The 20,048-nt window shown below is 62.2% G+C and carries 19 protein-coding genes; 9 read left to right on the forward strand and 10 right to left on the reverse strand.

Translation table 11 applies throughout. The features are described from left to right. The first annotated feature begins 214 nt into the window (after positions 1 to 214). Genes AACY45_RS22700 through AACY45_RS22710 form a run of 3 tightly spaced genes read left to right on the forward strand, consistent with a single transcriptional unit; the run spans position 215 to position 3,780 of the window. A complete protein-coding gene (locus AACY45_RS22700; RefSeq protein WP_339547486.1) occupies positions 215 to 874 on the forward strand; it encodes a paraquat-inducible protein A in 660 nt (219 codons plus the stop codon). Further along, positions 861 to 1,484, forward strand: a complete 624-nt coding sequence (locus AACY45_RS22705; RefSeq protein WP_339547487.1) for a paraquat-inducible protein A — start codon at positions 861 to 863, stop codon at positions 1,482 to 1,484. Before AACY45_RS22700 ends, AACY45_RS22705 begins: the two co-directional genes overlap by 14 nt. Next, positions 1,477 to 3,780, forward strand: a complete 2,304-nt coding sequence (locus AACY45_RS22710) for a PqiB family protein (RefSeq protein WP_339547488.1) — start codon at positions 1,477 to 1,479, stop codon at positions 3,778 to 3,780. Before AACY45_RS22705 ends, AACY45_RS22710 begins: the two co-directional genes overlap by 8 nt. Before the next feature lie 73 nt (positions 3,781 to 3,853). Here AACY45_RS22710 and mksF read toward each other — a convergent pair whose 3' ends face one another. From mksF to mksB, 3 genes are read right to left on the reverse strand one after another with little or no spacing between them, the layout of a single operon-like run. Next, positions 3,854 to 6,694, reverse strand: a complete 2,841-nt coding sequence (mksF, locus tag AACY45_RS22715; RefSeq protein ID WP_339547489.1) for an Mks condensin complex protein MksF — start codon at positions 6,692 to 6,694, stop codon at positions 3,854 to 3,856. Then, the gene (mksE, locus tag AACY45_RS22720) at positions 6,691 to 7,392 is read right to left on the reverse strand and encodes an Mks condensin complex protein MksE (protein WP_095169029.1); all 702 of its coding nucleotides are present in this window, start codon (positions 7,390 to 7,392) and stop codon (positions 6,691 to 6,693) included. Before mksE ends, mksF begins: the two co-directional genes overlap by 4 nt. Beyond that, the gene (gene mksB / locus AACY45_RS22725; protein WP_339547490.1) at positions 7,382 to 8,659 is read right to left on the reverse strand and encodes an Mks condensin complex protein MksB; all 1,278 of its coding nucleotides are present in this window, start codon (positions 8,657 to 8,659) and stop codon (positions 7,382 to 7,384) included. Before mksB ends, mksE begins: the two co-directional genes overlap by 11 nt. 217 nt (positions 8,660 to 8,876) lie before the next feature. Between mksB and AACY45_RS22730 the strand changes: the two genes are divergently transcribed. Together AACY45_RS22730 and rimI are read left to right on the forward strand one after the other, a co-directional pair. After that, positions 8,877 to 9,623 (forward strand): energy transducer TonB, encoded by a 747-nt coding sequence (locus AACY45_RS22730; protein WP_339547553.1) that lies wholly within the window; start codon positions 8,877 to 8,879, stop codon positions 9,621 to 9,623. Further along, the gene (gene rimI / locus AACY45_RS22735) at positions 9,616 to 10,068 is read left to right on the forward strand and encodes a ribosomal protein S18-alanine N-acetyltransferase (protein ID WP_095169027.1); all 453 of its coding nucleotides are present in this window, start codon (positions 9,616 to 9,618) and stop codon (positions 10,066 to 10,068) included. Before AACY45_RS22730 ends, rimI begins: the two co-directional genes overlap by 8 nt. Positions 10,069 to 10,116: 48 nt before the next feature. Here rimI and AACY45_RS22740 read toward each other — a convergent pair whose 3' ends face one another. Beyond that, entirely contained in the window at positions 10,117 to 10,521 is a 405-nt protein-coding gene (locus tag AACY45_RS22740) for a serine kinase/phosphatase (RefSeq protein WP_339547491.1), read from the reverse strand. Between the two features lie 139 nt (positions 10,522 to 10,660). Here AACY45_RS22740 and can point away from each other — a divergent pair, with 139 nt between their 5' ends. Next, positions 10,661 to 11,305 (forward strand): carbonate dehydratase, encoded by a 645-nt coding sequence (gene can, locus AACY45_RS22745; RefSeq protein WP_095169025.1) that lies wholly within the window; start codon positions 10,661 to 10,663, stop codon positions 11,303 to 11,305. A gap of 18 nt (positions 11,306 to 11,323) precedes the next feature. On the opposite strand, the gene AACY45_RS22750 is transcribed toward can, so the two are convergent. Further along, positions 11,324 to 11,842, reverse strand: coding sequence for an SET domain-containing protein-lysine N-methyltransferase (locus tag AACY45_RS22750; protein WP_339547554.1), 519 nt, complete (start codon positions 11,840 to 11,842; stop codon positions 11,324 to 11,326). A 290-nt stretch (positions 11,843 to 12,132) separates the two neighbouring features. Between AACY45_RS22750 and AACY45_RS22755 the strand changes: the two genes are divergently transcribed. Next, positions 12,133 to 13,449 carry an MFS transporter gene (locus AACY45_RS22755; RefSeq protein ID WP_339547492.1) on the forward strand — a complete coding sequence of 439 codons (1,317 nt, stop codon included), beginning with the start codon at positions 12,133 to 12,135 and terminating at the stop codon, positions 13,447 to 13,449. Positions 13,450 to 13,455: 6 nt separating this feature from the next. Here AACY45_RS22755 and AACY45_RS22760 read toward each other — a convergent pair whose 3' ends face one another. Then, on the reverse strand, positions 13,456 to 13,971 hold the full coding sequence (locus AACY45_RS22760) for a RidA family protein (RefSeq protein ID WP_339547493.1): 516 nt from the start codon (positions 13,969 to 13,971) through the stop codon (positions 13,456 to 13,458). Between the two features lie 202 nt (positions 13,972 to 14,173). On the opposite strand from AACY45_RS22760, the gene AACY45_RS22765 reads away from it, so the two are divergent. Further along, positions 14,174 to 15,490, forward strand: a complete 1,317-nt coding sequence (locus AACY45_RS22765; RefSeq protein ID WP_339547494.1) for a methyl-accepting chemotaxis protein — start codon at positions 14,174 to 14,176, stop codon at positions 15,488 to 15,490. A gap of 5 nt (positions 15,491 to 15,495) precedes the next feature. On the opposite strand, the gene AACY45_RS22770 is transcribed toward AACY45_RS22765, so the two are convergent. The 3 genes from AACY45_RS22770 to AACY45_RS22780 all read right to left on the reverse strand — a co-directional run bounded on the left by AACY45_RS22770 (position 15,496) and on the right by AACY45_RS22780 (position 17,328). Then, positions 15,496 to 16,038 (reverse strand): GNAT family N-acetyltransferase, encoded by a 543-nt coding sequence (locus AACY45_RS22770; RefSeq protein WP_339547495.1) that lies wholly within the window; start codon positions 16,036 to 16,038, stop codon positions 15,496 to 15,498. A gap of 34 nt (positions 16,039 to 16,072) precedes the next feature. Further along, positions 16,073 to 16,441 (reverse strand): cupin domain-containing protein, encoded by a 369-nt coding sequence (locus AACY45_RS22775; protein ID WP_339547496.1) that lies wholly within the window; start codon positions 16,439 to 16,441, stop codon positions 16,073 to 16,075. Between the two features lie 77 nt (positions 16,442 to 16,518). Beyond that, positions 16,519 to 17,328 (reverse strand): AraC family transcriptional regulator, encoded by an 810-nt coding sequence (locus tag AACY45_RS22780; protein ID WP_339547497.1) that lies wholly within the window; start codon positions 17,326 to 17,328, stop codon positions 16,519 to 16,521. Positions 17,329 to 17,559: 231 nt separating this feature from the next. Here AACY45_RS22780 and AACY45_RS22785 point away from each other — a divergent pair, with 231 nt between their 5' ends. Continuing rightward, a complete protein-coding gene (locus AACY45_RS22785; RefSeq protein WP_339547498.1) occupies positions 17,560 to 18,036 on the forward strand; it encodes a GNAT family N-acetyltransferase in 477 nt (158 codons plus the stop codon). Positions 18,037 to 18,071: 35 nt separating this feature from the next. On the opposite strand, the gene ggt is transcribed toward AACY45_RS22785, so the two are convergent. Further along, positions 18,072 to 19,916, reverse strand: coding sequence for a gamma-glutamyltransferase (ggt, locus tag AACY45_RS22790; RefSeq protein WP_339547499.1), 1,845 nt, complete (start codon positions 19,914 to 19,916; stop codon positions 18,072 to 18,074). Positions 19,917 to 20,048: the final 132 nt, after the last annotated feature.

Genomic DNA, 20,048 nt, shown 5'->3' on the forward strand with positions numbered 1-20,048 from the left:
GAAACGATGCATCGCCGATGGTAGTGTGGGGTTTCCCCATGTGAGAGTAGGTCATCGTCAAGATTAAATTCCGAAACCCCTATCTGCGTATGCAGGTAGGGGTTTTGTTTTTGTCCGGGAGAAAGTTACATTTCAGGATCGACACAAAATTGCACAGTTATTTCTGAGCCAGAACACTAGAATAGAGCCCTTATTTTCACACTCAGAGCCTTCTATGCCAGATCCGGTTGACGCCTGCGGGCTGTCAGATTTACCGCTGGACAACTTGGTGGGGTGTCATGAATGCGACTTGCTGATGCGCAAGCCACACCTCGCTCATGACGAGAAAGCCTTATGCCCGCGCTGCGGTTATGAGCTCTATGCCCATCGACACAATGTTGTGGAGCGTAGCCTCGCACTAGTGATCGCTGCGCTGTTGTTGTTCGTCCCTGCGAACTTTTTACCGATCATGGAACTCAATCTACTCGGGCAGACGTCACACGACACGGTCTGGAGTGGTGTCGTTGGCCTGTTCGATACCGGCATGCAAGGCGTGGCGGTGGTGGTGTTCCTGTGCAGCATGGGGATCCCCCTGCTGAAGTTGCTCTGTCAGTTATTGGTGTTGTTAAGCGTTCGATTCGATGTCGGGCGCAGCTACGGCCTGCTGCTTTATCGCATTTACCACCATCTGCGGGATTGGGGGATGCTCGAGGTTTATCTGATGGGGGTGCTGGTGGCCATCGTCAAGCTGGCTGACCTGGCGTCCATCACCATTGGCTTGGGCCTGGGGTGTTTTATCAGCTTGTTGTTGGTTCAGGTCTGGCTTGAGGTGGTGATGTCGCCGCACCAGATCTGGGAAGCGCTATCCGGGGAGGATGCACATGCGGGCGATTGATGCAGGCATTCTGATCTGTGCTGAGTGCCATCAGTTGAACAAACAGGAACCCGATACCGACGAGCAGACCTGCACGCGCTGTGGCGCGTTGGTCCATGCTCGCCGGCCCAATAGCCTGGTGCGCACCTGGGCGCTGCTGATCACCGCCGCGATTCTGTATATCCCCGCCAATTTGCTGCCCATCATGACGGTCAGCGCCCTGGGGCAGGGGGAAGGCGATACGATCATGTCCGGCGTGATCACCCTGGTGCAGCACGGGATGATCCCTATCGCGGCCGTGGTGTTCGTCGCCAGTATCCTGGTACCGACCTTCAAGCTGGTCGGCATCGCCTTGCTGCTGTTTTCGGTGCAACGCCGCCAGCCTTTATCCGCGCGGCAACGCATCCTGATGTACCGCTTCATCGAGTTCATTGGCCGCTGGTCAATGCTCGACATCTTTGTCATCGCGATTCTGGTGGCAGTGGTCAACTTTGGTCGGCTCGCCACCATCGAGGCCAATCTCGGTGCAGTGGCTTTCGCCAGTGTGGTGATTTTGACAATGCTTGCTGCAGTAACTTTCGATCCCCGACTGATTTGGGATAACACGGAGTCGGACGACGACCATGACTGATTTGCCTAAAGCTAAAACCCGACCGGCTTCCAACTGGTCGGCCATCTGGGTACTGCCCCTGATCGCCTTGGTCATTGGAGGGTGGTTGGGCTGGCGTGCCTACAACGAGACCGGGATCCAGGTCCAGGTCCGTTTCGAGAGCGGTGAAGGCATTCAGGCCAACAAGACCGAAGTGGTCTACAAAGGCATGTCGGTGGGCAAGGTCAAAAGCCTGGCCCTCGATGACGAAGGCAAGAGCCGTGGGGTGATTGCCACGGTCGAGATGAACAAGGACGTCGAGCAGTACCTGAAGACCAGCACGCGCTTCTGGCTGGTCAAGCCCAGCGTGACCCTGGCCGGCATTACCGGTCTGGAAACCCTGGTCTCGGGTAACTATGTGGCGATCAGCCCGGGTGAGGGCGAACCCACCCGCAAGTTCAAGGCCCTCGCCCAGGAGCCGCCCCTATCGGACTCCAAGCCGGGTCTGCACCTGACCATCAAGGCCGATCGCCTGGGCTCGCTGAACCGCGGCAGCCCGGTGTTCTACAAGCAGATCCAGGTCGGTCAGGTGAAGAGCTACCTGTTGTCCGAGGACCAGAGCACCGTCGAGATCAAAGTCTTCATCGAACCCACTTACGCCAATCTGGTGCGCAAACACACGCGTTTCTGGAATGCCAGCGGGATCAGCATTGATGCCAACCTGTCGGGTGTGAAAGTGCGCAGCGAGTCGCTGGCCAGCATCGTGGCCGGCGGTATCGCCTTTGCGACGCCGGAAAACCGTAAGGACAGTCCGCCCACCGACCCGAGCCTGCCGTTCCGGCTCTATGAAGACTTCGACGCGGCCCAGGCGGGTATCCGGGTCAAGGTCAAGCTCAGCGATTTCGAAGGCCTGCAAGCCGGTCGTACACCGGTCATGTACAAAGGCATTCAGGTCGGCAATCTCAAGGCCCTGAAGGTCGACTCCGACCTGTCCAGCGCCACCGCTGAACTGACCCTCGACCCACTGGCTGAAGATTACCTGGTCGATGGTACGCAGTTCTGGGTGGTCAAGCCGTCGATTTCCCTGGCCGGTATTACCGGGCTGGAGGCCCTGGTCAAGGGTAACTACATTGCCGTGCGTCCGGGCGACAAAGGCAGTGCGCCCAAGCGCGAGTTCGAGGCGCGGCCGAAGGCGCCGCCATTGGACCTGCGCTCCCCAGGCCTGCACCTGGTGCTGTTCACCGAGAACCTCGGCTCGCTGGAGGTCGGCAGCCCGATTCTCTACAAGCAGGTCAAGGTCGGTTCGGTGCAGAGCTATCAGTTCTCGCGGACCAAGAAGCAGTTGGTCATCGGCGTGCACATCGAGAAGGAGTACGAGGGCCTGGTCAACGCCTCGACGCGTTTCTGGAATGCCAGCGGCATCACCCTCACTGGTGGTCTCACCGGCGGCATCCAAGTCAAGAGCGAGTCCTTGCAAAGCCTGATGGCTGGCGGTATTGCGTTCGAGACGCCGGAAGCCAAGGCACCGCTGCAAAAACGCATCCCGCGCTTCCGCCTGTTCACCAGCCATGACGAAGCAACGCAGAAAGGCGCCGTGGTCACCCTTAAGCTCGATCGCGGCGACGGTCTGCGCAATGGCACGCCGATTCGCTACAAAGGCCTGGATGTCGGCAAGGTGGAAGACGTCGACCTCAGCGACGACCTGCAATCGGTGCTACTCACCGCGCGCATCACCGTAGTGCCGGAGCGTATTGCCCGGGTAGGCAGCCAGTTCTGGGTGGTCAAGCCGCAGCTGGGCCTGATCAAGACTTCCAATCTGGAAACCCTGGTGACTGGGCAATACATCGAAGTGCAGCCGGCGGCGAAAAACCTCGGCCCACAGAACAACTTCGTTGCCCTGCCGCAGCCACCCGAAGCCACCGCGCAAGAGGCGGGCCTGAGACTGGTGCTGAGCGCCGCGCGCCGTGGCTCGTTGAAAACCGGGGTACCGGTGACCTACCGTGAAATCACGGTGGGCAAGGTCACCGGTTATGAGTTGGGGCAGACCGCGGATCGGGTGTTGATCCATATCCTCATCGAACCGAAGTACGCGCCCCTGGTACGCAGCGGCACGCGCTTCTGGAATACCAGCGGTTTTGGCCTGGATTACAGCCTGTTCAAGGGCGCGACCGTGCGCACCGAATCCCTGGAAACCCTGATCCAGGGCGGCGTTGCCTTCGCTACTCCGGACGGTGAGCGCATGGGTAACCCGGCGCGACCACAACAGACCTTCCCTTTGTTCGACAAGTTCGAAGACGAGTGGCTGGAGTGGGCGCCGAAAATCTCCCTCGGCAAGTAAGCCAAACCTGCTGTACAAAAAAGGCCGCGATCCAATGGATCGCGGCCTTTTTTGTTGTGCACCAATAGAGCGTTTAGACAGCGTCCAGCTCGGCTTCGGTCGACTCGACGCTGACCGCCGGTTTCACCTCGTCATGCCGGCGAATGTACTTCCAGTCGGCCTCGTCGATGTAGATACCGTTCGGTCCGCTGCCACCTTCCAGGTCAATCGCCACACTGGCGCAGACCTGTGGCTTGACGCTGGCCAGGATCGGCACGAAGCCCAGTTGCAGGCTGGTTTCCAGCAGGGCCGCCTGGTTCTTCTCATCGATGTCCGCGGCTTCGTCGAGGTAGTACGGCAGACGCACACGCCCGGCCTGGTCGCGGTCCATCAAGTGCAGCAACAGGTACATGTTGGTCAGTGCCTTGATGGTCATGGTGGTGCCGTTGGACGCCGCGCCATCGATGTCGGTGTGGATCACCGGCTGGCCGTTGACCTTGGTGATCTCGAACGCCAGTTCGAACAGGTCCTTGAGGCCGAGCTGGTTGTGGTTCGCGGCCACCAGGCGCGCCAGATACTCCTTGGCCTCTTCGTTCTTGTTGTCCTGCTCGGCACTCTGGCTCAGGTCGAATACCGAGAGGGTTTCGCCTTCTTCGTACTGACCGGCACTGTGGATGATCTGGTCAATGTGCTTGAGGGCTTCCTTGTTCGGCGCCAGGACGATGCGGAAGCTTTGCAGGTTGGACACCTGGCGCTTGTTGATCTCGCGGTTGAACAGCGCCAACTGGTGCTCGAGGCTGTCGTAGTCGCTGCGGATATTGCGCAGGGTCCGGGCGATGTCGGTGACGGCCGCACGCCGCGCCTTACCCAGGGTCAGGGCTTCGTCGGTACGGTGGGCGTAAGCGTTGATCAGCAGTTGCAGGCGACGCTCCATGTCGTCTTCGCTGTCGAACTTGGCCACGCCCTTGAGGCGAACCTGGGCATACAAGGCATCGATCTGGCCGTCGACACGCAGCAAGCCTTGCCAACTGTCCTGGTAGTCATTGAGCAGCGGTAACAGGTTGTCCATGGAGTCGTCGATCGGGTCCATGAACGGCGTGCCGAACGGCAGATCGGCCGGCAACAACTGACGGCGGCGCAGGGCGTCGTCGAGGGTGCGTTGCTTGGCTTCCATGTCGCCGATCTGCCGGCCGACCAGTTGCAGTTTGGCCGACAGTTGCTGGACGCGTTCGGTGAAGGCATCGCTGGAGCGTTTCAACTCGTCCTGGGCGGCCTCCATCTGCGCCAGTTGTTCGAGCTTGTCGCCTTCCTCGGCGCTGAGGGTTTGCGCGCGGCGGAAGTCCTCCAGGGCCTTTTGCGCGTCCAGCACCTGCTGGTACAGCGCTTCAGTCTGGGTCTTGCTGGCAGCGCGGTCGGCGGCGACGGCTTGTTGGGTCTTGAGTTGCTTGAGTTCTTTGTCCAGGCGCTCTTTCTGGTCGCGCAGGGCGGCGCGGTCGGCCAGGGCTTGCAGGGCCGGCGGTTCGATGTGGGAGATGTCGATGGACAGTCCCGGCACTTCGAAACGCTCACCCTTGAAGCCGTCGAGGATCAGCTCCAGGGATTTGACCCACTGACCGTCCTCGTCCAGCGTAATGCCGTGCTCACCCAACGGCAGGCTGAACAGTGCGCTGTTGAACAAGCGCATCAGGCGTTCAACGTCTTGTTGCGAAAACTCTTCGCGCAGGCGTGCGTAGCTGTTGTTGTCGGCGTGATCGAGTTGCTGTCTGACCGACTTCAGGCGTTTTTCCAGGTCCCGCAGGCGCTCTTCCAGGTCTTCGGCACTGAACTGCCGGGATTGGGCCAGGGCGCCGGCCAGTTCATCGTGGGCATCCTTGGCTGCCAGCAATTGCTGCTCCAGCACTTTGACGTCGTCGACCAGCGCGAAACGATGCTTGAGCACCGACAACTCGCCGAGCCAGCGCTGGATGCCGGTGATCTCCCGTTCCAGGCGCATCAGTTCCTGGGTGCCACCACGTTGGTCGTTCTGCAGGGCGTCCTGCTCGTTGCGGTAGTGCTCGGCCTGGATCGTCAGCTCTTCCTTGCGCGCACTGGCGTAGTCCGACCAGGTGCCCAGCAGGGAGTCGAGCAAAGGCGAGATGCGGTGCAACTTGCCGCGCAAAATGTTGCGCTGGGTCACGCCTGCGGACAGGGCTTCGACCAAGGGGCCGGCGGTAACCAGCGAGTTGTAGTCCTGCTCCATGCGTCGCACATCGCGGAAGGCTTCTTCACACGCGGCAATGTAATCGACGCTGCCGGAGCGCAGGCTATGTTCGAAAGCGTCGAGGAACAGTTGCTTGAGCTTGGCCGCAGTGATTTCCCGCATGTGCAGCAGGTTGATGAACAGCGCCCGGAAGGTCTTCAGGCTCTGCTCACTGGTGGAGCGCAGTGGAATCAGGGTCAAGTCCAGCGGGATTGACGTATGGCCGCCCACCAGCAGGCGCCGCAGTTCATCGGGCTTGAGCTCGTAGGCCTTGAGGCCTTCGCGTTCGAGGTTGCTGAACAACTCTTTCTGGCGCAGGCACGTGTCGTTTTTCTGGTAATGGGCCAGGTCCAGCTTGCCGGCGTAAGCGAAGAACTGGTGGCCAAAACCACCGCCCGGTCCACGTCCGACCACGCCGATCACGTGGGGACCGTGCGGCAGCGAAACCTCCACCAGGATGTAGCTGGTGTCGGAGGCGAAGTAGAATCGCCGCGATTGCTCCAGGCTGTACTTGCCGAAGCTCATGTCCGACATGCGCGCCAGGATCGGGAACTGCAGGGCGTTGATCGAAGCGGACTTGCCCAGGTTGTTCGCACCGTAGACCGACAGCGGTTCTTCCAGCGGGAACAGACCGAGGCTGTAGCCGGCGGTGTTCAATAGGGCAAAGCGGCGAATGCCGTAGCGTTCCTTGCTCATGCGTCGAGCTCCTGTTCTTCGGCAATGGCACGGGCCAGGGCGTCTTCTTCACTGTCTTCAGCGAAGTCGCTGAGGTCCAGCGGATCATCGGTCTGCAGCAGTTTTTCGTCGCTGTCGTCGTCAATCAGCACCGGCGCCGGCAGTGGCAGCACGCTGTGCAGGCTGGCGGCCAGGTCGCGGTCCTGCTGCACCGACAGGCAGACGTCGAGGAAACGGTGCATTGGTGGCAGGAAGCGGTAGATGCCGTTCTCTTCCCCCGCAAAACCGAGCTGGGTCATGCGCCGCATGATTTTTTCTTCGAGTTCTTCCACGGTCTGCACTTCGGCCTGGATGAACAGGTCACGGTACTTTTCCAGCAACGACGGCAACTCATCGCGGCCCAGGCTGCCGCCGTCCAGCACGGCGATCGGGTCGCGGCCCTGATCGGCCAGGTGTTCGACCAGGATGAAGGTGAACAGCGCCAGGCGCTGGGCGGTCTTGTTCACGGCCGCTGCGGCGAGGTCCGGCACGAAGTAGTAGAAGCCCCGGGTGTCGCACACCAGTTCGAAGCCCAGGGCCCGGAACAAGGTGCGGTACTGGTCCTGAAAATTCGACAACTGCGCGTACAGCTCAGGATCGCGACGGCTGACGTGATAACCCTTGAACAGCTCGCGAAAGATCGGCGCCAGCTGAGACAGTTCGGAAAGATCAAGATGCATGGGGAGTGCTCGCAGAATTCTCGCTGGCGTCAGTGCCGGCCGAGAGCAGGGCGAAGGAGCGCAGGCTGACCTGATGCTCGTGAGTGTGGTAATCGCGGCGCTCCAGGCGCTCGCGCTTGAAGCGTTTTTCCCGTGACAGGCGCGAGAACCAGTACAGCAGCTCGTCGGTCGCGCCATCCGGCTCCTGCTCCAGCAGCCAGGTCATCAGGTCCGGCATCGGCAGCGCGTCTTCGCAGCGCTCGAGCATTTCCCGAACCGTACGTGGCGCGCGCGGGGCTTCGCCGGTCTGGGTCTTGTGGGCCTTGGGAAAGCGCGCCGGTTTAGGCTCGAAACGCGCCAGGGCGTAGACGTAGGCTTCGACCTGGCTGGCACTGCCGAGGAAGGTGCTTTGCGGACGAGTGAACATCGGCATCGCCGCTTGTGGCACCGCGTCGATGCCCTTGCGCCGGATCACCGACAGGGCCAGTGCCGCGCCACGGGTCACGGCATTGTGCCGGCGCGCTTCTTCGCGCAGCGGCAGCAACAGTTCGCGGGCATGGCGCAGGGTCAATTGGGCGCTGGTCTGCATTTCGAGGATGCGTGCATGGGTACGCAAGAGCATGTCGTCGTCGACCAGATGGCCCAGGCGCTGCTGCTCGGTGAGCATCTTGAGCAGGACGTTCTCGACCTTGCGCACGCCTTGTTCGAAGGCGCCGTCGGCGTTGACCAACTGGATCATCGGCTCGACATATTCGTCCCAGGTCGCCAGTACTTCGGCATAACGCTGGCGCAACGGGATCTGCCGATCGCTGGTCTTGGCCCGTTCGGCGACCGCCACCAGGGCCTGTTCGTCGTTGGCGAGCTTTTTCAACACATCGCGCACGCGCATGTCGAGCAAACGCAACTGGCGCGCCAGGTCGTTGCCATCGCGAATGTCGAAGGCGTCTTGGATGTAGCCGGCCAGCCGCTCCAGGTGCCGCAGATAGGCTTCGATCTCCAGGCACAGTCCCAAGCGGTGCTCACGGCGCAGGTAGGCCAGGAAATCGTGGATCTGCGCGTTCAGTTCAAAGCGGTTCGGGCTTTTTGCCACCGGAACCAGAATGTCGAGGCGGATCCACACGTCCAGCAGGCTGGTGATGTCCTGTGGCGTGCTGTCCAGTTGCTGGGCGGCCAGTTGCGAGCGCAGTTCGTTGAGGCTCAGGGTGCCTTGGTCGAAATGCTCACACAGTGGCTCCAGAAGTGCCCAGTGTTCGGCGAGGGCGCGCAAGACGCGCTTGGGTTCGATCATTGGATTGGCCGGCTGGTTGGCGATTAAAAGCAGCGATTGTACTGCATCGCAGGCGATGAGAATCCCCCTCGGCAGATCGACGGGACGGACTGTCGCTTTTCTCTGCGCTACTGCGGGCGATCTTTGGCGAAGGGCGGTAGAATCCCCGCACTTTCAGTTATCCACAAGTGGCCGACCTTTGCTAATCGAGTCCCGTCGCCGCGCCTATTTGACCGCCATGCAGGTGGTCAACTGGCTGCCGCGCACCGAATTGCCCTTTGCCGCCCCCTCGCGGCCCGAGTTGCAGGAGCGGGTCGAACCGTTGGTCGTCGAGCCGCCAGTGCCTGTGGCTGGGGCCAAGGTCGCCGTCGCGGTCGAGCCGCTAACCGCCCCCGCGGCGCGGCCCAGGATCGAAGTGCCGCGCCCGTCGCTGGCCAGTACCCGTACCAACGCCAAGGCCGAGGAAGAAGCGGCCCCGGTTGTGGTCAAGACCCCGACCGTGCCGCCACCGCGGTTTGCCCTGCAATTGCTGCGTGCTGGCCGTTGTCTGCTGCTGGTGGAGTTACCCACAGGCGACACGTTTCAAACGCGCGACCCGGCCTACCTGCTGCTCAAGGACATGCTGCGCGCCGCCGGCCTGCCGGACAGCCCGCAAATCGTCGGCGAGCCGGTGCGCTGGCCGCTGTTGACTCGGGGCACCCTGGACCAGGGGCCGGAAGCGGCGCGGGATTTCGTCCAGGGCTTCGTCTCGGCGCGCCTGGAAGATGAGCCCTGCGTCTGCCTCTGGCTGATCGGCCTGCCCGCCGTGCGGTTTGCCGGCGAGGGGGATGCACAGGCGTACAATCGTGAACTCCAGGTCGAAGGCCTGGGGCCGGTCTGGGCGCTGCCTGGCCTGGAATTATTAATGGAAGAGCCACAGCGTAAGGCTGATGTCTGGCAAGCCATGCGTCGGCTGATGGCGCGCTGGAAAGAATCCAATGAGTGACGCTGTATCGTTCCGCCCCATGACCGAAGCCGACCTGGACGCTGTACTGAAGATCGAATACGCGGCGTTCAGCCATCCCTGGACCCGCGGGATCTTTCTCGATGGCCTGGGCAAGTACCAGATCTGGCTGATGTTCGAGGGGCAGCAACAGGTGGGCCACGGGGTGGTGCAGATCATCCTCGATGAAGCGCACCTGCTCAATATCACGGTCAAACCGGAAAACCAAGGGCGTGGCCTGGGCCTGACCCTGCTCGAACACCTGATGTCGATCGCCTACAAGGCGCAAGCACGGGAATGCTTCCTCGAAGTGCGCGACAGCAATCGCGCGGCCTTTCGCTTGTATGAACGTTATGGTTTCAACGAAGTGGGGCGCCGCCGGGATTACTACCCGGCGGTCGGTGGGCGTGAAGACGCGGTGGTCATGGCCTGCACCTTGGTCGACTGATTCCTTGGCGCTTCGCGGGCAAGCCTTGCGCCTACCGAGCAAGGCGTTCTATCGATTGCCGTCGACCGGATCGCGCCGCGCCAGCTCCGCCTCATCCAGGCCATTGCCGCCGCCAATCTCGTCCTCACCGACTATGCTCAAGTCCCAGTCGGCCTGATCACCTTCGCCGACATCGTGGGCGTCCCGTGCGCCGTCTTCACGAATCAGGTTGCCCGGGGTCAGGTCATCATCGCTGGCGTCGTCGTCATCGGCCGAAGTCTCGTGCATCCCCGCTTCAGCCGCAGGTTGGCGGGGCACGGGTGGCTTGCGCAGGTGTTCGGGCAACTCATCGCGCAGGATGGCGCTGGAGGGTTCCTCGTCGAAGTCCAGTTCGCGCATCGAGCCCATGCGGTCTTCGTTGTCGTCGATGGGCTCGGGTTGTACCGCGCCATACGGACGTCGTGAATCAGTCATGGCAAATCCTCATAATGTGGGGCTTATAGGGTGGACAGGCGCTACCCTTGAAGATTCCAAGCCATTTGCCCTAATAACGGCGTGACCCCGGCGCACGCTGGGGTGTCAAACCAGCGCATCATTCTTGAGGCTTCAGAACATGAACGAATTACAAGATCTGATTGATAACAACGAGCGCTGGGCTGATGCGATCAAGCAGGAAGATCCTGACTTCTTCGCCAAACTGGCCCGCCAGCAGACGCCTGAATACCTGTGGATCGGCTGTTCAGACGCGCGCGTGCCAGCCAACGAGATCGTCGGCATGCTGCCCGGCGACCTGTTCGTACACCGTAATGTGGCCAACGTGGTGTTGCACACCGACCTCAACTGCCTGTCGGTGATCCAGTACGCGGTTGACGTGCTCAAGGTCAAACACATCCTGGTCACCGGTCATTACGGCTGTGGCGGGGTGAGGGCGTCCATGCAGGACCGTCAGTTGGGACTGATCGACGGTTGGCTGCGCTCGATCCGCGACCTCTATTACGAACACCGCGAAGCGTTGGCCCAATTGCCGACTGAAGAAGAGCGGGTCGACCGGCTCTGCGAGCTGAACGTAATCCAGCAAGTGGCCAACGTCGGCCATACCAGCATCGTGCAAAATGCCTGGCATCGCGGGCAGAGCCTGTCGATCCACGGTTGCATCTACGGCATCAAGGACGGTCGCTGGAAGAGCCTGAACGCGACCATCAGTGGTTTCGAGCAACTGCCGCCGCAGTATCGCTTGCGTCCGGTGGGTGCCATTTAGGGCTCCCCTGATGGGCGTTCAGCAGAAGCCATGGCGATGCCATTGCTGCAGGAAAAGCCGCCCCTCAGCGCTGGGCTGTTCATCATGACCGGTGATCCAGCCACGGCACTGAGGCGAGTCGCATTCACAGGCAAACTGGCGCAACAAGCAGGCTTCAGTGCTGGCGTAGTCCATGCACAGCGGGCTGCCGGGTGTAATGTCCTGCAGCGCCCATAGCCAGAGCTCGCTCATATCGAGAAAGACATTGGGGTCGCAGGAGTGGCGCAGTCGTCCACAGAAGTAAGGGTCATAGGCGTGAATGCCCGCCGCTAACTGGACGCTGTGCAACTGGGGGGTGTGGATCAACTGTCCGGAGACCCGGCACATTCGGGTAATCCGCTGATAGTGACGCAGGGCCATGACTCCCCGGCCTTTCGCGCCGCGCCCGGACTCCACAATGAAGTCGGCGATGGACGGGTAACCCTGCTTGGGGCTGAGCCCCTCGAAAGGATAGAGGCATCCGTTGTGTATGGACTGGGCATTGACCTGGGGTTTCATAGACATCCCTGCCTGGTTCAAGCCTGCGACAGCCGTAGACGGGGCATCCTGTCAGCCCTGCAACGCTTGAGTGTTGTTCAAGCCTCTCGCAAATGACACAGATCGTCTACTGTCAGGCCTGACAGGGGATAGTGGCGATTTATGCTGTAAGCCAAGACTTACAGTGGCATTCAAGTCACCTCGGCAGTGGTGTTTTATGCGCTTGGGACTATGGTCTAACGGGTTGTCCGGGAGCGCGTTTGCGTAGACCATGGGCGCCGTGATTTTTTGCCTATTTTTCGAGCCCGTTTATGACTGCCATTGCCGACACTCGACCCGCCCCTTTCTCCCGGTCTGATTACAAGACCCTGGGCTTGGCGGCACTGGGCGGGGCGCTGGAAATCTACGACTTCATCATTTTCGTGTTTTTCGCCCTGACCCTCAGCCAACTGTTCTTCCCGCCGGAAATGCCCGAATGGCTGCGTCTGCTGCAGAGTTTCGGGATCTTTGTCACCGGGTACCTGGCGCGGCCGCTGGGCGGCATTCTGATGGCGCACTTTGCCGACCGGCTGGGGCGCAAAAAGGTCTTCAGCCTGAGCATCCTGATGATGGCGCTGCCGTGCCTGCTGATCGGGATCATGCCGACCTACGCCCAGATCGGCTATTTCGCGCCCTTGCTGCTGCTGGTGCTGCGGGTGTTCCAGGGCGCCGCCGTCGGCGGGGAAGTGCCGAGTGCCTGGGTGTTTGTCGCCGAGCATGCTCCCGCCGGCCACCGGGGGTATGCCCTGGGATTCCTGCAGGCCGGGCTGACGTTTGGTTACTTGATCGGCGCCTTGACGGCGACCTTGCTGGCGCAGGCCTTTACCCCGGCGGAAATCCTCGACTACGCCTGGCGTTATCCGTTCCTGCTGGGTGGGGTGTTCGGCGTGCTGGGCGTGTGGCTGCGCCGCTGGCTCAACGAGACCCCGGTGTTCATGGCGATGCAGGCAAGCCGTGAGCGGCACGTCGAGCTGCCGTTGCGCACGGTGCTGCGTGATCACCGCCTGGCGATGCTGCCGGCGGTGATCCTCACCTGCGTACTGACCTCGGCCGTGGTGACCTTCGTGGTCATCACGCCAACCATGATGCAGAAAACCTTCGGCATGACCGCCAGCCACACCTTTGCGCTGAGCAGCCTGGGCATCGTGTTCCTGAACATCGGCTGCGTGATCGCCGGGTTGATCGTCGACCGGATCGGCGCCTGGCGTACGGTGATGCTCTATAGCCTGCTGTTGCCCCTGGGCATCGGCGTGCTCTACAGCAGCCTGATTGGCGGAGCGCAGTGGATCGGCCTGGCCTATGCGATTGCCGGTCTCGGCTGCGGGGTGGTGGGGGCGGTGCCGTCGGTGATGGTCAACCTGTTCCCGGCACGGATTCGCGTCTCGGGGATTTCCTTTACCTACAACATTGCCTACGCAATATGGGCCAGCACCACACCGCTGTTGCTGATCGGCCTGATGCCGTGGAGCCCATGGATCTGCGTGATCTTCTGTGCCGTGATGGGCGCGGTGGGCATCAGTGCGGCGCTGTACTTCGGCTCGCGCCTGCCCCAGGTCGCCCAGCCGGCTGGCGCGACCTGCTGTCCCTGAGAGCGGTCAATCGCTGATCGAGTCTTCATCCAGCGGCGCTGCGAGCGGCTTGAGGGCGACAATCATGTCGACTTCGACCGCGGCGCCCTTGGGCAACTGGTACACCCCCACCGAGGTGCGGGTATGCACACCGGCCTCGGCGAAAATCCGGTACAGCACGTCTGAGGCGCCGTCCGCCACTTCACTTTGCTGGGTGAAGTCTTCGGCGCTGCGCACGTAGACATTGATGCGCAAGATCTTGTCGATCCGCTCCAGGTCACCCACTCGCTGCGTGAGGATGGCCAGCGCGCGCATCGTACAAATCTTCGCGGCCAACCGCCCTTGCTCCAGCGACACCTCGGCGCCCACGCGGCCCACCACCCTCACCGTATCGTCGAGGCGCGGAATCTGCCCGCTGATGTACACCTCATCGCCATGTTGCACCGCCGGCACGTAGTTGCCGCCAATGCGCATTTCACCGTTGAAACCGTGATCCAACGTCTGGGCGATGCCCTCGAACAGCGCTTTGCGTGATTGATCCATGCCGGGTGTCTCCTGAGTTTTTTAAGGGGCTGCGCCGACTATAGCGGGTTGTTGCTGGCCCAACATAGCGCGGCCAAACAGGGGTATGGCGCAGTCGCCGAGTATTTTTGTCGGTCACGCTTGCCAGGCTCTTCAGAAAATCCGCGCAAGGCCGATGGTTAAACACAGCGATGCACTCACCCCGGCCCATTGGTGTCCCCTCATGTTCAACAAACGCTTGAAGCAGGAGCTGTCAGCTCTTCGCGAGGAACTCTCCAGCCTTCAACAAGTGAAGGAAAGCCTGGACAGCGAGATGCTGGTGCTCACGCTGGACCCGGATGGGCGAGTGCAATCGATCAACCACAATTTCGCCGAGCAAATGCGCTACAAGGGCAACGAATTGATTGGCCGGCTGATCGACGACATCGTTGCGCCGCACGTCAAGAGCGACGAATTTCACCAGCGTTTTCGCCATGCCTTGACCCGTGGCGAGCACTTCGCTGGCGCCCTGCGCTTGCTTCGCGGCAGCGGTGAGGAGGCCTGGTTGCGCTCAATCTCACAACCGGTGCGTGGACCGGACGGGCGGGTCAAGCACATATCGATTTACGCCAGCGACCTGACCCGCACCATCGAAGCCTCTCGCGAGCACGAGAATCTGGTTGGTGCGCTGGTGCGCTCCACGGCGGTGATCGAGTTTGACCTGAGCGGCCACGTGCTAATGGCCAACGAGCGTTTTCTCAGCGGCATGGGCTACACCCTGGCGCAAATCAAGGGCCAGCACCATCGCCTGTTTTGTGAGCCGCAGGAGCACCAGAGTGCGGGCTACCAGGCGTTCTGGCAGCGCTTGAACGCCGGTGAGTTCGTCGCCGACCGCTTCAAGCGGGTCGACAGTCACGGGCGGGCGGTCTGGCTGGAAGCGTCCTACAACCCGGTGCGCGATGCCAATGAAAAGCTGTACAAAATCGTCAAGTTCGCGACCATCATCACCGACCAGGTCAATCAGGAACAGGCGGTCGCCGAGGCGGCCAACATCGCGTACACCACCTCGTTGCAGACCGACAGCAGCGCGCAACGTGGCACGGCGGTGGTCACCCAGGCGGTCGATGTGATGCGTGAGCTGGCCCGCCACATGCAGCAGGCCGGTGAGGGTATCGAGGCACTGAACGAGCAGTCGCAGGTGATTGGCAGCATCGTCAAGACCATCAGTGGCATTGCCGAGCAGACCAACCTGCTGGCGCTCAACGCGGCCATCGAAGCGGCCCGCGCCGGTGAGCAGGGCCGCGGGTTTGCCGTGGTCGCGGACGAAGTCCGGCAGTTGGCTTCGCGTACCAGTAAAGCCACCGACGAAATCGTTGGGGTGGTGCGCCAGAACCAGGACATGGTGCGCGATGCGGTGGTGCTGATGAACGACAGCAAACTCCAGGCCGAGCAAGGTTTGGCTCTGGCGGCCGAGGCGGGGACGGTGATTGTCGAGATTCAGGACGGCGCGCAGAAAGTGGTCGACGCGGTCGGCCAGTTTGCCAATCAGCTCGCCACGTGAGGGCTTCAGTGATCGCTGCGCAAGCGTGACAGCATCAGCAAATCACAGTGCCGGCCGGACCAGAACCCGGCCTCGCGCAGCCGCCCTTCCTGTCTGAAGCCCTGGCGCTGGAGCAGGTTCAGGCAGGCCTGGTTGCGTGGATGAACCAGGGCCTCCACGCGGTTCAGTTGCATGTGCGCAAAGCCCCAGGCCAGTACCGCCTCCAGTGCCTCGCCCATCAGGCCGTTGCCCCAGGCCGAGGGCAGCAGGGCGAAGCCCAGGGAACAGCTCTGCCAGCCGCGATTCCATTTGAAGAGCCCACAATTACCGATCAACCGGTCCTCGCCCTTGAGCTGTAGGCCCCAGCGGGTACCGGGGTTGGCGTGGGTGCGCCAGGCGGCGAAAGTCTCGACCAGTTCCTCGGCCTGGGCCAGCTCGGTCAGTGGGTCGATACCGAACCACTTCATGGCTTGGGCGTCGCCATGAATCGCCAGCAATTGCGGCGCGTCGTCCATCTGGATCTCACGCAGGTGCAAGCGCGGGGTGTCGAGGGTGGGGAAGGCGAGCATTGAATCTCCTTATTCAGCGTCTGGGCGTCGAGCTTCAGATCCACTGATCATTCTGCGCCGTGCGCGAGCCCCCTGCATCACCGGTATTGAGCACGCCCCGGGGTTCGATCAGCATCAGGCTGACTTCCTGCTCGGCATAGGGTTTGTGCTCGACGCCCTTGGGCACCACGTACATTTCGCCTTTGCGCACCAGTACCTGACCATCGCGAAAATCGATGCGCAACTGGCCTTCGAGGACGATGAAGGTTTCGTCAGTGTCCTGGTGATCATGCCAGATGAAATCCCCCAGCAGTTTCACCACTTTGAACTGGTAGTCGTTCATCTCGGCAATCACCCGCGGCGACCAGTGCTCGTTGATCTGTTGCAGTTTGCTGGCAAGGTTGAGGCTTTGATAGGACGGCATGGCGGGGCTCCCGGAGGTCAATGATGAGCCCAGGGTACCCAGGACCTGCGTCTCGCTCTTGCACGATTGTGCGGCGCTCAGGCGCGGTGCATGTTCATCCAGCGCGCGGGCGACAGGCCATAGGTCTTGCCGAATTGCCGGGTCATGTGGCTTTGATCGCTGAAGCCGGCGATCAGCGCGGCGTTGCTCAGCGACTCGCCTTGCATCAGCAGCGCCCGCACCAGGTCCAGGCGACGCATGGTCAGGTAGCGGTAGGGGCTGGTGCCGAACAGCAAGCGAAAGTCCCGTGACAGGCTCCAGCGGTCGCGTCCGCTGTGTTCGGCCAGTTGGTCCAGGGTCACCGGCTGATCCAGGGCGCTGTGCATGAACTCGCGGGCGCGCTCTGCTGCCAGATAATCGAAGCGCTGGCGGCGGGCGGGGACACCGGACACCGCGTTCATGGCCTGGGCCAGGTCAAACAGTGCGTCCTGTTGCTCCAGCGGGTCGAGCGGTCGATCGAGGCTTTGCAGCAACACGCCGGTGGTGGCGAACAGGCGCGGATCAGTGGAGATGCCGTGCTTGATGAAGGGCAACGGCTGGCCGCCGAGCATCTGCTGGATCAGCGCGGGCTCGACGTACAGCATCCGGTACTTGAAGCCCTCTTCGGTGCCGGCCTCGCCATCGTGGGCCTCATCCGGGTGCAGCACCATGGTGCTGCCGGGCAGGCTGTGGCGCCAACCACCGCGATACTGAAAACTCTGGACCCCGGCCAGGGTATGACCGATGGCGTAGGTATCGTGGCGGTGAAGGTCATACCCGTGGCCGGAAAAATACGCCTCGATGCGCTCCAGTCCACCTGCTTCAGGGGCTCGATGCAACCAGTCGGTGAGGCGTTTTGGCTTGCTCATGGGCAGTCTTCATCATGGGGGGCACTGGCGCCCACGGTATCTCAGGTGTGGGTGGGCTGTCAGCCGGATAACCGGTTGCCTGATGGGCTCAAGGTCGAGTAAAAACGCTGTTCCAGCGTGTGCACCGATGACTGAGCAATGGCGGTCCCCCCCTGACCGATGTCGCACCTTTGTCATCGCTGACGTTGCTGTTTGCCAATCGTTGAAATAAGGGACAAGGAGACCCCACCCATGACCATCACGTTCAGAGCGGTAGAAGCCCGGGATATTCCGCGGATCCGTGGTTTTGCCCGTACCCAGGAAGAGCAGTTTTTCTTTTTTCCGGCCGCCACCTGGCCGCTGACCGATGAACAATTGCAGGGTTCGATCGACAAACGTTCGGACTCCACAGTGATCGAGCTGGACGGTGTGGTCGCAGGCTTTGCCAATTTCTATCAATGGGCAACTGCGGGCACCTGCACCATCGGCAATGTGATCGTCGATCCTGAGGTGCGGGGCCAGGGCATCGGCGCGCAACTGATCGAGCAGATGATCGCGATTGCCCGCACCCGGCACCAGGCCAGGGAGGTGACGCTGTCGTGCTTCAACACCAACGTGGCCGGGTTGCTGCTTTACCCCAAGCTGGGGTTTACCCCGTTTGCCATTCAAGAGCGCCAGGATCCCCAGGGCCGCCGGCTGGCCCTGGTTCATTTGCGTATAGCGGCGTAGGCGGCGGGCCGCGCGGTTCCTGTCCGGTTTCCCGATCAATCCCCCAGCGCCGCCCCTTCACGCCGTGGGTCGGCGCCACCGGCCCAGGCCGCCTTGCCCTGTGCGTCGCGCACGCGAACGATGGCTTGGGTGCCGCTGGTCATGTCGATCTCGTTCACCGTATGCCCTTTGTCCTTGAGCGTTTGGATCAGCGCCGGGCTGAACTGGCCGCGCTCCAGTTCGGTGGGGCCGTTACGGCTGCCGAAGTTGGGCAGGCTGATGGCGGCTTGCGGGTCGAGTTGCCAGTCGAGCATGCCGACCACCGATTTGGTGACGTACTCGATGATTTGCGAACCGCCGGGTGAACCCACGGTGGCCAGCAGCTCGCCGCTTTGGCGGTCGAAGATCAGCGTCGGTGCCATGGAGGAGCGTGGGCGTTTACCGGGCTCGACGCGGTTGGCCACCGGTTGGCCGTGTTCTTCGGCGATGAACGAGAAGTCCGTCATCTGGTTGTTGAGCATGAAACCCTGCACCATCAGGTGCGAACCGAAGGCGGCTTCCACGGTGGTGGTCATCGACACGGCACCGCCCAGGTCATCGACGGCCACCACCTGGGAGGTCGAGATGCGCAGGGGCGAGCGATCCGCCGCGTACGCCACCTGGATACCTGCCGGTGTGCCTGGCTTGGCAGTGCCCATGCTGCGCCCACCGATCAAGGCGGCGCGGCTGCTCAGATAAGCAGGGGAGAGGAGGCCCGCCAGCGGCACCGGCACGAAGTCCGAGTCGGCGACGTACAGCGCGCGGTCGGCGTAGGCCAGGCGTTCGGCTTCGGCAATCAGGTGCACGGCCTCAGGCGCCGGCTCAAGACCGGCCGGGCGGTCGCTCTTGATCGGCCTGAGGGGCGCCAGGGCAAAACGGCTGTCGCGGCCTTCCAGGGCCTGCAGGGTGCCGAGGATCTGTGCCACGGCGATCCCGCCAGACGAGGGCGGCGGCATGCCGCAGACCTGCCAGCGCTTGTAGTCGGTGCACAGTGCCGCGCGCTCCTTGGCCTGATAGCCCTTGAGGTCATTGAGCGACAGGCTGCCGGGGTTGGTGTGGCCCTGGACCTTGGCCACGATCTCCTGGGCAATCGGCCCTTGGTACAGGGCGTCCGGACCTTCCTTGGCAATGCGTTCGAGGACCTTGGCCAGGGCCGGGTTTTGCAGCAGGGTGCCGACGGCTTTCGGGCTGCCATCGCGGTTGAGGAAATACGCCGCCATGTCGGGGGTGCGCGGCAGGAAAGGATCGGAGGCAATCATCGTGTGCAAGCGTGGCGAGATCGCAAAGCCCTTTTGCGCCAACTCGATGGCCGGCTGGAACAGCCTGGCCCATGGCAGGCGCCCGTGTTCACGGTGCGCCATCTCCAGTGCGCGCAAGACCCCCGGTGTGCCGACGGAACGCCCGCCGATCTGTGCCTGCGGGAACGGCATGGGCTTGCCGTCGGCCTGCAGGAACAGCCGTTCGTTGGCGCCAGCCGGTGCGGTTTCGCGGCCATCGTAAGTGCGCACGGCCTTGCCGTCCCACAGCACGATCATGGCGCCGCCACCAATCCCCGAGGACTGGGGCTCTACCAGAGTCAACACCGCCTGCATGGCGATGGCCGCGTCGATGGCCGAGCCGCCCTGGCGCAGCATCTCCCGCCCGGCAGCCGCGGCCAGCGGATTGGCCGCAGCGGCCATGTGCTTGCTGGCGTACTGGGTGCTCAGCTCGGTGCGAAAGCCCGAGGCCATTTCCGGGGCCGCGGGCAGGGCGTTGACGGCGGTCGAGGCCGGTGGTGCGCTACAGGCGGCGAGGGTCAGCGCGGTGGCGAGCAGCGACAGGGCGCCGAGGCGCAAGCGGCGTGTAGGGAAGGCTGGGAACACGAGGGCACTCCGTCCGTGGACAAATAGAGTGGGCGACTGTATCGGCGGCAGGCGCCAGCTGCAACGGCGGGGCGGATACTGGCGTGAGCTGCGCGGTACTTTTCTCCAGGCATAAAAAAACGGCTTACCTTG

The sequence above is a fragment of the Pseudomonas sp. RA_35y_Pfl2_P32 genome (assembly GCF_963970735.1).
Classification (GTDB): Bacteria; Pseudomonadota; Gammaproteobacteria; order Pseudomonadales; family Pseudomonadaceae; genus Aquipseudomonas.

Bases quoted from the DNA above. Each gene is read 5' to 3' on its own strand.
- can (WP_095169025.1), top strand. From the start codon at position 10,661: ATGAACGAATTACAAGATCTGATTGATAACAACGAGCGCTGGGCTGAT.
- AACY45_RS22710 (WP_339547488.1), top strand. From the start codon at position 1,477: ATGACTGATTTGCCTAAAGCTAAAACCCGACCGGCTTCCAACTGGTCG.
- AACY45_RS22765 (WP_339547494.1), top strand. From the start codon at position 14,174: ATGTTCAACAAACGCTTGAAGCAGGAGCTGTCAGCTCTTCGCGAGGAA.
- AACY45_RS22780 (WP_339547497.1), bottom strand. From the start codon at position 17,328: ATGAGCAAGCCAAAACGCCTCACCGACTGGTTGCATCGAGCCCCTGAA.
- AACY45_RS22775 (WP_339547496.1), bottom strand. From the start codon at position 16,441: ATGCCGTCCTATCAAAGCCTCAACCTTGCCAGCAAACTGCAACAGATC.
- AACY45_RS22770 (WP_339547495.1), bottom strand. From the start codon at position 16,038: ATGCTCGCCTTCCCCACCCTCGACACCCCGCGCTTGCACCTGCGTGAG.
- AACY45_RS22760 (WP_339547493.1), bottom strand. From the start codon at position 13,971: ATGGATCAATCACGCAAAGCGCTGTTCGAGGGCATCGCCCAGACGTTG.
- AACY45_RS22730 (WP_339547553.1), top strand. From the start codon at position 8,877: ATGCAGGTGGTCAACTGGCTGCCGCGCACCGAATTGCCCTTTGCCGCC.
- AACY45_RS22740 (WP_339547491.1), bottom strand. From the start codon at position 10,521: ATGACTGATTCACGACGTCCGTATGGCGCGGTACAACCCGAGCCCATC.
- AACY45_RS22755 (WP_339547492.1), top strand. From the start codon at position 12,133: ATGACTGCCATTGCCGACACTCGACCCGCCCCTTTCTCCCGGTCTGAT.
- AACY45_RS22705 (WP_339547487.1), top strand. From the start codon at position 861: ATGCGGGCGATTGATGCAGGCATTCTGATCTGTGCTGAGTGCCATCAG.
- AACY45_RS22750 (WP_339547554.1), bottom strand. From the start codon at position 11,842: ATGAAACCCCAGGTCAATGCCCAGTCCATACACAACGGATGCCTCTAT.
- AACY45_RS22785 (WP_339547498.1), top strand. From the start codon at position 17,560: ATGACCATCACGTTCAGAGCGGTAGAAGCCCGGGATATTCCGCGGATC.
- mksE (WP_095169029.1), bottom strand. From the start codon at position 7,392: ATGCATCTTGATCTTTCCGAACTGTCTCAGCTGGCGCCGATCTTTCGC.
- AACY45_RS22700 (WP_339547486.1), top strand. From the start codon at position 215: ATGCCAGATCCGGTTGACGCCTGCGGGCTGTCAGATTTACCGCTGGAC.
- rimI (WP_095169027.1), top strand. From the start codon at position 9,616: ATGAGTGACGCTGTATCGTTCCGCCCCATGACCGAAGCCGACCTGGAC.
- mksB (WP_339547490.1), bottom strand. From the start codon at position 8,659: ATGATCGAACCCAAGCGCGTCTTGCGCGCCCTCGCCGAACACTGGGCA.
- mksF (WP_339547489.1), bottom strand. From the start codon at position 6,694: ATGAGCAAGGAACGCTACGGCATTCGCCGCTTTGCCCTATTGAACACC.